The organism is Dyella subtropica (genome assembly GCF_026283965.1).
In the GTDB taxonomy this organism is placed as follows: domain Bacteria; phylum Pseudomonadota; class Gammaproteobacteria; order Xanthomonadales; family Rhodanobacteraceae; genus Dyella_D; species Dyella_D subtropica.
Genome location: NZ_JAPDPD010000009.1, coordinates 140797 through 155794, shown reverse-complemented (window position 1 = coordinate 155794; position 14998 = coordinate 140797). Strand labels below are relative to the sequence as shown.

12 protein-coding genes are annotated in these 14998 nt (G+C 63.0%); 4 read left to right on the top strand and 8 right to left on the bottom strand.

The features are described from left to right. Window positions 1-33: 33 nt before the first annotated feature. The 6 genes from ppnN to grxD form a co-directional block, all read right to left on the bottom strand. Window positions 34-1434, bottom strand: a complete 1401-nt coding sequence (gene ppnN / locus OUZ45_RS09890) for a nucleotide 5'-monophosphate nucleosidase PpnN (protein WP_266169866.1) — start codon at window positions 1432-1434, stop codon at window positions 34-36. A gap of 171 nt (window positions 1435-1605) precedes the next feature. Next, window positions 1606-4923: a TonB-dependent receptor gene (locus OUZ45_RS09885; protein WP_266169864.1), complete on the bottom strand. Its 3318-nt coding sequence runs from the start codon at window positions 4921-4923 to the stop codon at window positions 1606-1608. 410 nt (window positions 4924-5333) lie between these two features. Then, the gene (olsF, locus tag OUZ45_RS09880; RefSeq protein WP_266169863.1) at window positions 5334-7046 is read right to left on the bottom strand and encodes a bifunctional ornithine lipid synthase OlsF; all 1713 of its coding nucleotides are present in this window, start codon (window positions 7044-7046) and stop codon (window positions 5334-5336) included. 99 nt (window positions 7047-7145) lie between these two features. Next, window positions 7146-7745, bottom strand: a complete 600-nt coding sequence (locus OUZ45_RS09875; RefSeq protein ID WP_266169861.1) for a YhgN family NAAT transporter — start codon at window positions 7743-7745, stop codon at window positions 7146-7148. 56 nt (window positions 7746-7801) lie between these two features. Beyond that, complete coding sequence (locus OUZ45_RS09870) at window positions 7802-8569, bottom strand: SDR family NAD(P)-dependent oxidoreductase (protein ID WP_266169860.1); 768 nt, start codon at window positions 8567-8569, stop codon at window positions 7802-7804. Continuing rightward, window positions 8566-8892 carry a Grx4 family monothiol glutaredoxin gene (gene grxD / locus OUZ45_RS09865; RefSeq protein ID WP_266169858.1) on the bottom strand — a complete coding sequence of 109 codons (327 nt, stop codon included), beginning with the start codon at window positions 8890-8892 and terminating at the stop codon, window positions 8566-8568. Before grxD ends, OUZ45_RS09870 begins: the two co-directional genes overlap by 4 nt. Window positions 8893-9011: 119 nt before the next feature. On the opposite strand from grxD, the gene sodB reads away from it, so the two are divergent. Next, a complete protein-coding gene (gene sodB, locus OUZ45_RS09860; protein WP_266169857.1) occupies window positions 9012-9590 on the top strand; it encodes a superoxide dismutase [Fe] in 579 nt (192 codons plus the stop codon). A gap of 91 nt (window positions 9591-9681) precedes the next feature. On the opposite strand, the gene OUZ45_RS09855 is transcribed toward sodB, so the two are convergent. Next, window positions 9682-10836 carry a 5-(carboxyamino)imidazole ribonucleotide synthase gene (locus OUZ45_RS09855; RefSeq protein ID WP_266169856.1) on the bottom strand — a complete coding sequence of 385 codons (1155 nt, stop codon included), beginning with the start codon at window positions 10834-10836 and terminating at the stop codon, window positions 9682-9684. Further along, window positions 10833-11336, bottom strand: coding sequence for a 5-(carboxyamino)imidazole ribonucleotide mutase (purE, locus tag OUZ45_RS09850; protein WP_266169855.1), 504 nt, complete (start codon window positions 11334-11336; stop codon window positions 10833-10835). The genes OUZ45_RS09855 and purE overlap by 4 nt, the downstream gene beginning before the upstream one ends. A gap of 64 nt (window positions 11337-11400) precedes the next feature. Between purE and OUZ45_RS09845 the strand changes: the two genes are divergently transcribed. The 3 genes from OUZ45_RS09845 (at window position 11401) to nadC (ending at window position 14965) form a co-directional block, all read left to right on the top strand. Then, on the top strand, window positions 11401-11673 hold the full coding sequence (locus OUZ45_RS09845) for a Trm112 family protein (RefSeq protein ID WP_266169854.1): 273 nt from the start codon (window positions 11401-11403) through the stop codon (window positions 11671-11673). A 158-nt stretch (window positions 11674-11831) separates the two neighbouring features. Continuing rightward, window positions 11832-14111 (top strand): DUF1631 domain-containing protein, encoded by a 2280-nt coding sequence (locus OUZ45_RS09840; protein WP_266169853.1) that lies wholly within the window; start codon window positions 11832-11834, stop codon window positions 14109-14111. Continuing rightward, entirely contained in the window at window positions 14108-14965 is an 858-nt protein-coding gene (nadC, locus tag OUZ45_RS09835; RefSeq protein ID WP_266169852.1) for a carboxylating nicotinate-nucleotide diphosphorylase, read from the top strand. The genes OUZ45_RS09840 and nadC overlap by 4 nt, the downstream gene beginning before the upstream one ends. Window positions 14966-14998 lie beyond the last annotated feature (33 nt).

Genomic DNA, 14998 nt, shown 5'->3' with positions numbered 1-14998 from the left:
CCACTGACAGCCCGTTTTCAACCGACCGCCCCCTCAGCCGGTGATCACTCGGTAGCACGGCACGTAAGCGGCGCCGCCGGGCAGTTTCATGCGGTGCTGAATGACGAAAGCCTGCAGGAGCTCGTCCAGCGCACGCATGATGTCGGCCTGGCCGTCGATGTCGAACGGACCATGCTGTTCGATGGCGCGCACGCCATCCTCCTTCACGTTGCCGGCGACGATGCCGGAGAAGGCGCGACGCAGGTCCGCCGCCAACTCGTGCCGTGGGCGGTCGCGATGGATGGCTAGGCCGCGCATGGCCTCATGAGTCGGGCGGAACGGCACCTGGAACGGGAGCGGAATGCTCAACGCCCAGTTGAAGAAGAACGCATCCTTGTTGTCCAGGCGGTGGTTACGCACTTTGTCGATACCGCGCACCATTGCGTGCGCCACGGAGCCCGGGTTGTCGATGATGATCTGGTAATACTGCGCCACGCTGTCGCCCAGGGTAAGGCGCAGGAAGCGGTCGATCTGCTCGAAATAAGGTGCCGACTGCTTCGGGCCAGTGAAGATCAGCGGGAACGGAATGCCCGCGTTGTCCGGATGCAGCAAGATGCCGAGCAGATAGAGAATCTCCTCCGCCGTGCCCACGCCCCCCGGAAACACGATGATGCCGTGGCCGATACGCACGAAGGCCTCAAGGCGCTTCTCGATGTCCGGCATGATCACCAGATGGTTCACGATCGGGTTCGGCGATTCCGCCGCGATAATGCCCGGCTCGGTGACGCCGATGTAGCGATTGTTGCGACGACGCTGCTTGGCATGCGCGATGGTGGCCCCCTTCATCGGTCCCTTCATCGCCCCAGGGCCACAGCCCGTGCAGATATCCAGCCCGCGCAGACCGAGCTGATAACCCACCAGCTTGGTGTAGTCGTACTCCTCGCGCGAAATCGAATGTCCGCCCCAGCACACCACCAGGTTCGGATCGATCTGCGCTTTCAGAATGCGTGCATTGCGCAGAATCTCGAACACTGCGTGGGTGATGCCCACCGAGTCGTCCAGATCGAAACCGCCCTGCTCCAGCTGCGTCGACACATAGACGATGTCGCGCACCACGGCGACCAGCAGCTCATTGATACCCCGGATGATCTGGCCATCCACAAAAGCTTGGCCCGGCGCGTGGGTCAGTTCGATCTTGATGCCGCGATCCTGCTGCAGCACCTGGATATCGAAGTTGGGATACTGCTCAAACATCGAGCCCGGATCATCACTGAGATTGCCCGAGGTCAGCACCGCCAGCGCGCAACGGCGCAGCAGCGCGTGCAGACCCGAACCGCTGGCATCGCGCAGGCGAATCACTTCATTGCGGGACAGGATGTCCAGGCCACCGGCGGGCGAAATGCGCGCGCTGACGGTGGCGGACTTGCCGGCTTTACCGGACTGCATATCGTTCATACGTATGGTTCTCCTCGCCGCTTTCCTTGGGCGGCTACGGCCCGCGCGGACTGCAGCGGACCGTTTAGCTTCTCGCGCCGGACGTGGCAGGGTCAAGCCAAAAAGAAGGCCGGCACCCTTACGAGTACCGGCCATCGCCTTTCCTAAATGCCGACCGATTGGGCCGACCGATTAGAACTTGTACTTCAGGGTCAGCTGAACCGACCAGCGCTGGGCCAGGTCGTCGTTGTTGTTGATATAGGTCGGAACCGCCTGCGGGCTGTAGCCGCCGTTCTGGATGTAGCTCGTACAGGTCGCGACCTTGCCGCCACAGGTGATGTCGTAGATGTACTTGCCGGTGGTCGGGTCGACACCCGCGAAGTCAGCCAAATTGCGGCCGCCCGGGAAGTTGACGCGCTTCTCAATACCCCACTTCTTGTTCAGCATGTTAGTGAAGTTGTAGATGTCGAAGCGAATCTCGCCCTTGTTGCCCTTGAAGATGCCCGGGATTTCCTGGCTGAAGCTCAGGTCGATCTGGTTGAGCCAGCCGGCGCGATCGCCATTGCGACGGGCGATCTGGCCCTGGTGCTCCTTCAGGTAATCGTTCTTCTGGACGTAGCTATAGAACTGCTGCACCAGCTGGGGATCGATCGGCACGACATTGCCTTTCGGATCCCGGTAGCCGAACTCCACGTCACCCGGACGCGGGATGTAGACCAGGTCGTTGGCCACGCCGTCGCCATTGGCGTCGTTGCCGAACACCCAGCTGTACGGCGCCGCCGAATGACCGTCGTAGAACGCACTGGCGCTGGTGACGTAATCGCCGAAGAAGCGATGCTGCCAGGTCAGCGACGCGATCACGCGACGCGGAATCGAGTAGTTGGAGACGCTCGCCACGTTCTCGTTCGGGTTACGGACGTAGTTGTTGATGTAGTTCGAGCGGGCCACGCTGGAGGTACCCGGATTGACCTCGGTGGAGCGGCTCCAGGCGAAGCCGACCATCGCCTGCCAGTCGTCCGCAAACGGCTTCTTCAGCGCGAGGGTCAGGCTGTCGGCCTTGCCGCGGCTGGTGTTGGCCAAGTTAATGACACCGTCGGAGAACGCCGGGTTCGCGTTGGCGCGGGACGACTGGCCAGCGGCCTTCGGGTCCATCGTCGGCTTGGCGTAATAGCTGAGGCGACCATCCGGCAGAACGGCGGTCGGCGCGCCCAGGTTCAGGTTCTGATACCAGATCGCGTCACGCTGCTTGATGTGTTCGTAATCGGCGGTAGCGATCAAGCCGTACCACGGCAGCTCCTTGTCGAAACCCAGGCTCATCTTCCAAGCGCTGGGGATGCGGAAGCCCGGCTCGACGGTGTTCACTGTCATCTGGCCGCCGGCCGCGCCGTTGTTCTGGGCACTCGGATTCGGGCTGAACGCCGGCAGATTGGTATTGCACGGCTTGGGCTGGGTCGGACCGCAGTTGTACTGCACCTGGGTCATGCCGGAGTTGGAGAAGATGTTGCCGATCCAGACGCCCGGCGGATTCGTCACGAACAGGCCCGCGCCGCCGCGCAGCTGGGTCATGTGCTCGGTGTCGAAGGTGTAGTTGAACGACACGCGTGGCTGGATGACACGGTTGCCGTTGATGGTCACCTGGTTGTTGCGCGGAGTGCCGTCCGGCTCCTTGAAGGCAGCCGCGAACTTCCCGTTGTAGAGTGGCTTGTCGCTCATCAACGGGATGTCGACGCGGAAGCCGTATTGCACCGACAGGTTGCTGTTCACCTGCCAGGTGTCCTGCAGGAAGATGCCCCACTGGTTGAGCCTGTAGGCGGCTGCGGTGTCAGCCAGCGACAGGCCATCGGCCGGACGGTAATAGCGGTACTGGTAATAGTTGCCAGCGAGGAAGTTCTGCAGGCCGGTGTTCGGGCTGCCCCTCAGATCTTCGAAGGTGTAGCTGCCGAACAGGTTCTGCAGGAACAGGTCGTAGTACTTATCGTGCTCGTAGTCGAAGCCACCCTTGACGGTGTGATCGCCGAGGTAAAGCGTGCCTGCCCAGGCGGCGTTGAGGGTTTTCACCTTCAGCACGTTGGCCTGACTGGAAGATTCGGTGCCAAATTCGACCGCCGGACCGTTGAACGTGGCCGGATAGACCGTCACGTCGGGCATGGCCACGCCGTTGGGGCCGCGCTTCTGGTCGAAGTCCGCATACGACAGGGTGGTATCGGAAGAGAAAATGTCCGACCAGTCGTCGTAGAAGTGCAGCGCGTAGCTCTTGTTGTCAACCTTGGTTTTGTACCAACCGCTGGAGAGCACCAGCTTGGTGGTGCTGCCGCTGATGACCGGCTTTTCTTCCTTGGTCTCGCTGTAGGTGAAGCTGGCGCGATGGTTGTTGGTGATATTCCAGTCGATCTTGGCCAGGTAGCGCTTGTCGAGCAGGTTCGAGTTACCGCCACCGACGGAACCCAGGTTGTTCATGCCCCACTTCTGTGCGGCCGCGTCGCGGACCGCCTGCACTTGCGCGGAAGTCAGATTCGCGATCGGCGTGGCCGCGCTGGAGTCGGCCGGGCCGTAAGGACTGCCGGAGCCGATCTGGGTGCTCTTTTCGGCCGACGCGAAGAAGAACAATTTGTCCTTGATGATCGGGCCGCCGACCGTACCGCCAGCCGTCCACTGGCGCGCAAAACCGGCGTATCGAGCACCGGCCGGGTTATCGCCGATCATGTCGTCACGGTTCTGGAAGGCGTAGTACACCGAGCCGTGGAAATCGTTGGTACCGCTCTTGGTGACCGCATTGATGTTCGCACCCACGCCGCGGCGGGTACCCACGTCGTAGTTCGCGGTCGAGATGTTGTATTCCTCGATCGTGTCCTGCGAGATCGGCGTGCCCAGGGTCGGCAGGCCGTTCGCATTCAGGCCGAACGGGTCGTTCGCGCTGACCGAGTCCACGGTGATGTTGTTGTAGCGGCTGTTCTGGCCGATGGCAGAGATCTCGCCGCGGGCGCGATCGCTGATCACCACGCGGGGATCCATGCGCACGATGTTCTGGATCGAACGGCCCGGCGTCGGCGCTGCCTCCAGCTCACGACGCGAAATATTGGTGCTGATGCCCTTGTTCTCCGGAGTGAACGTCTGCGACAACGCGTTCGCCGATACCGTCACGCCCGTCAGGTTCTTCGCGGCCACGGCGGCACCCACGGTCAAATTGACCGCCGTGTCCTGCGCGAGCTGCAGATAAACATTGTCCTGCTCCGTCTGCTGACCGCCCTTCGCCACCTTCACATCGAACGGACCGCCCACGCGCAGACCCTGCGCAGCGTAGCGACCGTTGGCGTCGGTGATGGTGGTCTTGGTGGTGCCGGTCGGCGCATGCACGATCTCCACGGTGGCGCCGGCGAGCGGCTGGCCGCTGGCATCCAGCACGCGACCGCTGATCGAGGACGAGGTGTCCTGAGCGATGGCGGGCACCGACATGGCAAGCAACGATGCGATGGCAAACGGCAAGACTCTGGCACGAATTCGACTGTTCACGGTTATTTAGTCCCTTGGGCGCGCAACGAAAAAAATTACGAATCGGAAATCAAACATAGCGATGCCCGGCTCATGCCAGGCACGCATCGAAAACGCTGATTGATTTCCCCGGAAAGTTCTTACTTGATCCGAGCTACTAAGCGGCGAGACCGCCCCGCCTGCCAACAAAATGTTAAGCGGACTTTAACGGCAGTGTAAGACAATTCTGTGACGATTTCACGTCGCTTTTATCCCCCACCCGACCCACACCATCGAGGTGGCTTGTCGAGCAAGTGATACAAAAACAACCACTTAAAGCCAGAGGTAGACTCTCCCTCCACCTCAACTCTTCAACCACGCAACCGCTGAGACGGGGCTTGGGTGTTAACTCAAGCTAACAGCCCCGGCTCACGCGGATGGATGGGAATTCTCTACGCCTTGCCGAGGTAGCGCGCGCGCTTGGCCGGCTTGAGCGTGGCCAGATCGAGCATCACCAAGCCGTCGACGCAGCCGGAGAAACCGGGGTCTTCACCAAAGTCGAGGAACTGCACGCCCTCCGACTCCACCAGGTCGACGTACTGGCGATACAGCACCGGCAGGCTGACGCCCAGCGCATCCAGGTGATGCTTGAGCTTGCCCAGGCCGGCTGCGGGATCCAGCCCCTCCAGTGCATGGCGCACCAAATCAATCACCGCTGGGGAGATCACGAACGGCTGGCGTGCCTCAGCCAGGCCTGGCGCACCGAAATAGTGCTTATGCGCTGCGGCAATCCATTCACGCGCCTCACGTGGCAGGCTCACCGACATGCTGACCGGGCCAAACAGATAGCGCAGCTCCGGATGACGTTGCAGATACAGGCCAATGCCCTGCCATAGCTGGTCGAGCGCACGCGAGCGCCAGTAAGCCGGCGCGATAAAGCTGCGCCCCAACTCAAGCCCCTGCGCCAGGCGCGATTCCAGCGCTGGCGAGTAGTTGAACAAGCTGGAGGTATAGAGGCCGGCCATGCCGCGCTCGGCGATCAGGCGACCGCCGTGACCGAACCGGTAGGAACCGACGATGCGCAGCGCCTTGGGGTCCCACAACACGAGATGTTCGTAATGCGGGTCGTAGGCATCGAGATCACGGCGCGCACCGGTGCCTTCGCCGACCTTGCGGAAGGTCAACTCACGGAGCCGACCGATTTCGCGCAGCACCACGCTATCGACCGCCCCTTTAAACAGCAGAGCCTGCTTGCCATCATTGAGATCAGCCAGCTTCTCGGCCTGCGCCGTCAACTCGGCCATGACACGATCCGCTGGCTCTGGATGAGCCAGCGGCGCCTGACCGCCAAAGATCAACCCGCGGCGGCGCCCCACTCGATAGACATGCCGACGCATCAACTTGGCGGCCTGTTCGGTCGAACCACCGCTGCGCTGTTCCACTTCCTCGGCGCTGATCAGCGCGCCGACACTGAAACCGATACGACGCTTGATCGGCGCCACCGCCTCGCGCGGCAACATGGCCGTGCTGAGTGGCTTGGCCAACATCGACAGGCCGTAGAACATGGCGGAATTGCGCGCGGCGACATGAATCGGCAGCACGGGCGTTTTGCTACGCATGGCCAGGCGGGCGAACCCATCGGACCAGCGACCATCGCGCACGCCGTCGGCGCGCACGCGCGACACTTCGCCGGCCGGGAACACGATCAGCGCTTCGCCGCGATCGAGTGCGCGATAGATCGCGCGCATGCGCGAGGCAGCGCCCTTCCCGAACACATCCACATGCAGCAACACGCGATTCAACTGCGGAATCGATGCCAACCAGTCATTAGCCAGCAAGCGCACATCGCTGCGCACCGAGCCCACCAGTTGGAGCAACGCCAGCGCGTCGACCATACCCAGCGGGTGATTGGCCACGATCAGCACGCCACCCTCAACCGGAATGTTCTCGCGCTCGCGAGGATTGACGTAGTAACTAGCCCCCAACACGTCGAGCGCCCGCTCGACGAAGTCGAAACCTTCAACGTCGCCTACCGCCGTGAGGACGCGATTGAAGCCATCCTCATCGGCGAGCCGCCCCAGCATGCCAGCAACCGGACGCAAGATGCCGGGATGCTGGGCCAACCATGGCAGACGTTCATTGAGAGTCTGTTCGACGCTTAGCATGATCGTCTCCTTGTACTTTCGCCCATGCTCGCTGCGGATTATGACAGCAAGGTGATTGCTAAAGGGCAAGCTATCGCCCGCTTTCCGTACGGCGCTGTTTCAAACAGCCAGGTGTAAATAAGCCGCTATGCCACCGAGGAACATCTGCACGGACAAGGCGATCAGCAGCATACCCATCACCCGCTCAAGTGCAGTGAGAACGCTTTCACCCAACCAGCGAAACAAGTAGGTGGAGCACAGCAGAATCACCGCCGTAGCGAGCCAGGCACCGAGCAGTGCGATCGCCCAGTCGGCCGTACGGCCCGGCTGAGTATTGGTCAACAGCAACAGCGCCGCCATGGCCGAAGGTCCTGCCACACCAGGAATCGCCATCGGCACGATAAAGGGTTCGCCTTCGCCGGGCTTGCCGAAAATGCCGCCGCCATCTGCCGGCGGGAACACCATCCGGATGCCAATCAGAAACAACACGATGCCACCGGCGATGCTGATCGATTCCTGCCGCAGCTGCAGCAGCTTGAGAATGAGCTGGCCGCCCATCAGAAAACCGAGCAGCACACCGAGCGCAATCAGCAACTCGCGCACCAACACGTATCGACGGCGCTTTGGAGCCACATCCTTGAGCAGGCTGAGGAAGATCGGGATGTTGCCCAGCGGATCCATGATCAGGAACAGCAGGATCGCCGCCGATAGCGTGGTCATCTGCGTTTCCATCTCAGCCCCCGGTGGCCGCGCGGTGAATGACGTGCACGGTGCGCTTAGGCCTTTCGCAGATCAAGCAGGGCGCCGCGCGACGCGACGGCCTGCGGACCCAGCAGGTATACAGCGGCTTCCGCGGTGGCGTCTGGCGACGGCTGCTTAGTAGTGTCCTCGCCGAAATACGCCTCGCGGCGCAACGCCGTGCGCATGGGCGCTGGCAATAACGTATGCACACGCAGCGGGCTGCTCTCAGTCTCCTGATGCAGGATTTCCGCAAAACGCTCCAGGGCGGCCTTGGATACGCCATAGGCACCCCAGTGCGCCTTACGCACCAGCGACGGATCATCGAGCACGAACACCACCGAGCTGTCGGGTGCCCGCGTCAACAGCGGCATGCACGCCTGGGTCAATGCAAAGGGGGCAGACACATTGATGTGCAGGGCGCGCAGCCAGTCGTCGGGCTTGTGCATGGCTATCGGGATCAGGCCGTTGAAACTCACGGCAGCGTGCACGATGCCATCGAGACGGCCGAAATCGCGCTCGAGCCCTTCGGCCAGTGCGCGGTAGTCGTTCGGCGTAGCCGCTTCCATATCGAGCGGATGGATCACCGGCTCAGCAAGCTGCTCAGCCACCATCGCATCGTAGAGCTGTTCCAGCTGACGCTTGCGTTTGCCGGTGATCACTACCGTCGCTCCGGCGCGCGAAGCCGCGCGTGCCACCGCGGCACCGAGGCCGCCATAAGCGCCGGTTACCAGCACTACGCGGCCAGCCAGCGAATCGGCGGCCGGCGTCCAGCCGTCTGGAAGAAACGTCTGGGCCAGCGTCATGCCTGTGCCGCTCCACCCACATCAACGACCATGCGCGCCAACTCGCCCGAGGCCATCAGGTCCTCCACGATGTCGCAACCGCCGATCAGCTCGCCCTGGATGAAGAGCTGCGGGAAGGTGGGCCAATTCGCGTAATGCGGTAGTGCCGCACGTACTTCCGGATCGGCCAGCACGTTCACCGCATGGAAGTCGGCACCGGCCTTCTTCAATGCCTGTGCAGCGCGGCTGGAAAAGCCACACATCGGGAACTGCGGCGTGCCTTTCATGAAAAGCACGATGGGGTGCTCGGCCAGCACGGCCTTGATTCGCTCGTTAACGTCCATAGCTCGGGGTTTCATCATTACAATGCATGCAGATCGATAGTGTATCAGTCGTACATCGGCCACCGTTCGCGGGCTTGCCGATTCGACTCCCCTTAGCCAAACCGCCCAGGAGCCCCAACATGGCGATCGAACTCCCCGCCCTGCCCTATGAAAAGAGCGCGCTCGCGCCGCACATCTCCGAGGAGACGCTGGAGTTTCACTATGGCAAGCACCATCAGGCCTATGTGACCAACCTCAATAACCTGATCAAGGGCACGGAGTTCGAGAACGCCGCGCTGGAAGACATCATCAAGAAGTCCTCCGGCGGCGTGTTCAACAATGCCGCACAGATCTGGAACCACACCTTCTATTGGCACTCGCTGAGCCCGAAGGGCGGCAACGAGCCCAGCGGCAAGCTGGCCGATGCCATCATCAAAGCCTTCGGCTCGTTCGAAAAGTTCAAGGAAGAGTTCACCAAGTCGGCCGTCGGCAACTTCGGCTCAGGCTGGACCTGGCTGGTGCAGCGTACCGACGGTTCGCTGGGCATCGTCAATACCTCCAACGCCGCCACCCCGATCACCGGTAGCGACAAGCCCCTGCTGACCTGCGATGTGTGGGAGCACGCCTACTACATCGACTACCGCAACGCCCGTCCGAAGTACCTCGAGGCGTTCTGGGCACTGGTGAACTGGGACTTTGCGGCCAAGAACCTGGCCTGATCCCCACCCCGGGCAAATAGAACCGGGCAAACAAAAACGGAGCCGATGACGGCTCCGTTTTTTTATGGTCGCAGTGGAGGAAAAGCCGCATTCAACCCAGCTCGCGAACCGCCGGGCCCACCTGCTGATCCCGACCCAGCGCATGGGCAATGCCGCCCAATCGCTCCACCATCTGCTCCGCATTCGCAGCACACACCGTCGCGTGGCCAACCTTGCGCCCCAGGCGCGGTTGCTTGCCGTAGTCGTGCCAATGCGCATCGACGGCCGACAGCACGGGCGCAGCATCGGGTAGCTCGCCGATCCAGTTGAACATGGCCGACAGGCCGCGCGCTGCGGTATCGCCCAGCGGCAGACCAAGTACGGCACGCACATGGTTTTCGAACTGGCTGGTGAGCGCACCCTCGATCGTCCAATGCCCGGAGTTGTGTACGCGCGGCGCCATCTCGTTGCCAAGCAGTTCGCCGCCTTTCACGAACAACTCCAAGGCGAACACGCCGACATAGTCCAGTTGCTCGGCCAAGGTGCGGGCCAGGTGCGTGGCGCGCTCCTGCAAGGAGCCGACATCCGGTGCCGGAGCCAGGCTCAGCGAGAGCACGCCGTCGGTATGCCAGTTCTGCGTCAGCGGCCAGGTGCGGAAGTCGCCATCGCGCCCGCGCACAGCGATCACAGACAGCTCGCGCTCGAACGGCACGAAGGCTTCCAGGATCAGTCCATGGGCGGAGGCCTGCGGCCCCAGCGCGACCCAGGCGGCGTCGGCGTCCGCCAACGAGCGAAGGCGGAATTGCCCTTTGCCGTCATAGCCAAGCCGGCGCGTTTTGAGAATGGCCGGCGCACCGATGGTCGAGAGAGCCCGATCCAGATCGGCACGCGTGTCGATCGCCATGAAGTCCGGCGTACCCAGGCCGCACTCGCGAAACAGGGTTTTCTCGGCCAGACGATCCTGCGCCACGGCCAGGGCACGCGGCGCGGGGAACACAGCCACGCGTTGCGCCAGCCAGTGCGCGGTTTCAGCCGGCACGTTCTCGAAATCGAAAGTGACCACATCGACCTGCCGCGCAAACGCCTCCAACGCGGCATAGTCGGTCCAGTCCGCTACCACCAGCGTAGCGACCTGCCCGGCACAGGCGTCGGTGGCACTGTCGACCACCAGCGTTTTTACGCCGAGCGGCGCCGCAGCCAAAGCCAGCATGCGTGCCAACTGGCCGCCACCGAGAATGCCCAACACAGGTTGACGGCGTACGGTCACGAGCGCGGATCCGGATGATCGAGAACAGTCTGGGTTTGGCGGGCGCGGTAGGCCTCGAGCGCCGTAGCCAGGGCCGGCTCGTTCAACGCCAGCACGGCCGTGGCCAACAAACCGGCATTCACCGCACCGGCACGGCCAATGGCCAGGGTGCCCACCGGGATGCCGGCCGGCATCTGCGCGATCGACAGCAGGGAGTCCATGCCATTGAGCGCCTTGGACTGCACCGGCACGCCGAATATCGGCAAACGGGTCTTGGCCGCCAACATACCCGGCAGGTGCGCCGCGCCACCGGCACCAGCAATGATGACCTGGATGCCACGAGCCACCGCTTCTTCGGCGTAGCGGAACAGCAGATCAGGGGTACGGTGAGCGGACACCACTTGCACTTCGTGCGGCACACCCAGTTCGGTCAGCACGCTGGCCGCATGCTCCATGGTTTCCCAGTCGGAGCGGGATCCCATCACGATGCCGACACGTGGCGGCTTGGCTGTCGAAGTCATGTTCCGGCCATCCAAAAGGGGTTATTGTACGGTCTTTCCGCGTTATCACACGATCCGGCACTCCATGGACAAGCGTCTGCTCGACATCCTCTGCTGCCCCGTCAGCAAGACTCCGGTTCGACTGCTCGGCAAGAGTGAACTTGAGGCACTGAATACGGCCATCGGCCAAGGCCAGGTCGACACCGTCGCTGGCACTCCGGTGCGCAGCCCGCTCGACGAGGGCCTGATCACCACCGACCGTAAGGTGATCTACCGCATCGACGACGGCATTCCGGTGATGCTGCCCGAAGAAGGCATCGGCACCACCCAGTTGCGCGACTTCCCAACGGCTGCCTGAGTCCGGCCCGCCCTGCCGCCAGCACCCCAAAGAATGCGATCCACGGGATGCTGGGGATGCCAACCGGCGCATAACATGGTCACAAATTTTCACGTATCGTTGCTGCCAAGCGGCCAGATCGGCCGCCATCGCGATGGCAGCACTTCAGGGGTGTGGCGATGAAAGACGCCAGTGAGCCTTCCAATATCGTCAGCCTGAGCCAGCGTCTGGACCCATCCAGCGAACGCGGAGGGGCGCTTTTGAATACGGTGCGCGATATTGCCTCGCGGCGCCTGCAGCTGCTGATCAACGGCTTGTTCGAGCACGTCGACGACGCACTGTTCGACCTTGCCGAGAAAGCCGAAAACAACGCCGCTCAGATGCATTACTTCGACGGCATGCGCGAGGTGCGCAAGCGTCGGCCGGCGGTGGAACGAAGCTTCCTGAACATTGTGTCGCGCGGCATCGCCGACTTTGCCTCGCAGCAGCGCCAAACCCTCGGCGGCGTGCCGCTGCCGATCGGCTCGGTGGAGCTGACCCTGGTGGCCGACAACGAGCTGGAAGAGTCGCTCGCCATCACCAGCATGATCGGCAAGAACGAGACCCGCCTCACCCGCGACCTGTTCGCGGTCAATCAGCGGCTGTCGGTCATCTATGGCGGTATGCGCGTGGAAGACGCGAGCAATCCCGTCGCGCCTGCCGCGCTTACCCAAGCTTTTCGCCAGGCCATGCGCGAACTCTCCGCAGAGATGCGCGTCAAGCTGATCATCTACAAGCTGTTCGACCGTTACGTGCTGGCTTCGCTGGACGAGCTCTACCAGGAAATCAATGCCGAGTTGGTCCGCGCCGGCGTGCTTCCGCAGCTGCGCCAGGAGGCGCCACGCCAGGCTGGTGCGGCGGCGGATAGTGCAGGCGCCCCCAGCGAAGCCGTCGCCCAGGTCCAAACGGGTAGCACCCAGGCATTGCCGGACGACGGCGGCGCATCGAACGAATTGCTGCAAACCCTGCGTACGCTGTTCAGCGCTCGCCGTGGTGGCCTGCCCGAGAACCTGCCGATGGGCGGACCGCTGCAGGTCCCCACGGTCAACGAGCTGATCGGTGCGCTGAGCGTGCTGCAAAGCCAAGCGTCTACCCTGGGCAGCCCGCTTCCCCTGCGCGGCAGCCAGTCGAACGCCAGCGTTTTACGGGAAGTGGCCCACCTCAAGGAGCAACTGCTCGCGCAGATCGGTTCGCTGCGCGGCGAGCGCCCCGGCCAGGTGGCCACGATGGACGAAGACACCATCGACCTGGTCGGCATGCTGTTCGAGTTCATCCTCGAAGACCGCAACCTGCCGACCGAAATGCAGGTCATGCTCGCGCGCCTGCAAATCCCTTACCTCAAAGCGGCGATCCTCGACCGCCGCCTGTTCGCCCATCGCCAGCATCCGGCCCGCCGGCTACTGGACAGCCTCGCCGATGCCGCCAAGGGCTGGTCGGCCGAGTCCGACCGCGACCACCGCCTGCACGACAAGGTGAAAGCCATCGTCGACAGTCTGTTGCAGGAGTTCGACGACGATCTGAGCATCTTCGAGCGGCTCAACCTCGAGTTGCAGGAGTTCCAGGATCAGACTCGCCGTCGCGCCGAAGTGGCCGAACAGCGCGTGGCCGAGTCCACCCGTGGCCGCGAGAAGTTAGAGCAGGCCCGCCGTCGCGCGGCGCGCGAGATCCTTTCGCGCATCGGCGACTATTCGCTGCCGCCGCTGATTCACGGCATCCTGACGCGTGCGTGGGCCAATTACTTGGTGCTGACCATCCTGCGGCAAGGTGAGGAGTCTTCCGATTTCCGCGACGCGCTGCGGTTCGTCAACGACTTCATCGCCAGCACACGCGCAGCGCGCAGTATCGAAGAGCGCCGCACCTTGAGACAGATGCTGCCCGGCATCGAGCGCTCCCTGCGCCGAGGCTTGGCCAACGTGGCCTTCCAGGAACACGACATCGAGCGCTTGCTGGCGCAACTGCACACCTACTACCGCCACCAGCTCGGCGAATCCGTGCCCGCGGCGGAGGTGCAGGCGGTCGAAGAAGCCGCCACTCTTCCCATCCCCGAGAGCATCCAGCCCATCGCTGAAAGTGAGGCCGAGCTGGAAGCCAGCGAGCCCGCGCCCGAGCCGATGGAGGACACGCCAGAGCAGCGCGTGGTGGCGGCACTGAAGCCCGGCACCTGGCTCGAATTCATCACCGAAGACGAAACCAGTGAGCGTGCCAAGCTCTCCTGGATCAGCCCGATGAGCGGCCGCTATCTGTTCGTCAACCGGCGCGGCCTGAAGGTCGCCGACCATTCGCCGCATGAATTGGCCACAGCCCTTGCCGCAGGCCAGGCACGCGTGCTGGAATCCACCGCCCTGTTCGATCGCGCGCTGGATGCCATTGTCGGCCGCCTGAGCCAACCCGCAACAGCCAACATCACCGACACCGAATGACCTTCCAGCAAACGCTTGCCCCGCCGCCGGCCGAACAAGTCCAGGCGGATATCGAACGCACCTTCGCCGAAGACATCGGGCACGGTGATGCCACGGCGGAACTGCTTCCTGCCGATGCACGCGCCAGTGCCACACTGACCTGCCGCGAAGATGCAGTCATCGCAGGTATCGCCTGGTTCGACGCCTGCTTCAAACGGCTCGATCCCAACGTCCGCATCAACTGGCAACTGGGCGACGGCATGCGGGTAACCGCGGGCTCGGTGATCTGCAAGCTCGAAGGCATGGCGCGGGCCATGGTTAGCGCGGAACGCTCTGCCCTCAACTTCCTGCAACTGCTGTCCGGCACAGCCACAGCCACAGCGGCTTATGTGGAGGCCGTCGCCGGCACGCCGGTCAAAGTACTCGACACGCGCAAGACCGTCCCCGGCCTGCGCATCGCACAGAAGTACGCCGTGCGCTGCGGTGGTGGACATAACCATCGCGTTGGTCTGTACGACGCCATCCTGGTCAAGGAAAACCACATCATCGCGGCAGGCGGCATCGCCGCAGCCGTGGAAGCAGCACGTCGGCTGCATCCATCCTTGCTGCTGGAGGTCGAGGTGGAAAACCTCGACGAACTGCAGCAGGCGCTGAGCGCTCGTGTCGACCGCATCATGCTCGACAATTTCAACCCGCCACTGATGCGCGAAGCCGTACACATCACCGCCGGCCGCGTTCCACTGGAAGTCTCCGGCAACGTCGACCTCACGACGATCAGCGAATACGCCCGTACTGGCGTGGACTTCATCTCCGTGGGGGCACTGACCAAACACGTACAGGCCATCGACCTGTCGCTACGGCTGCAACTGGACTAACTCCATACTTGTGGGCGCCGGCCTGCGCCCACA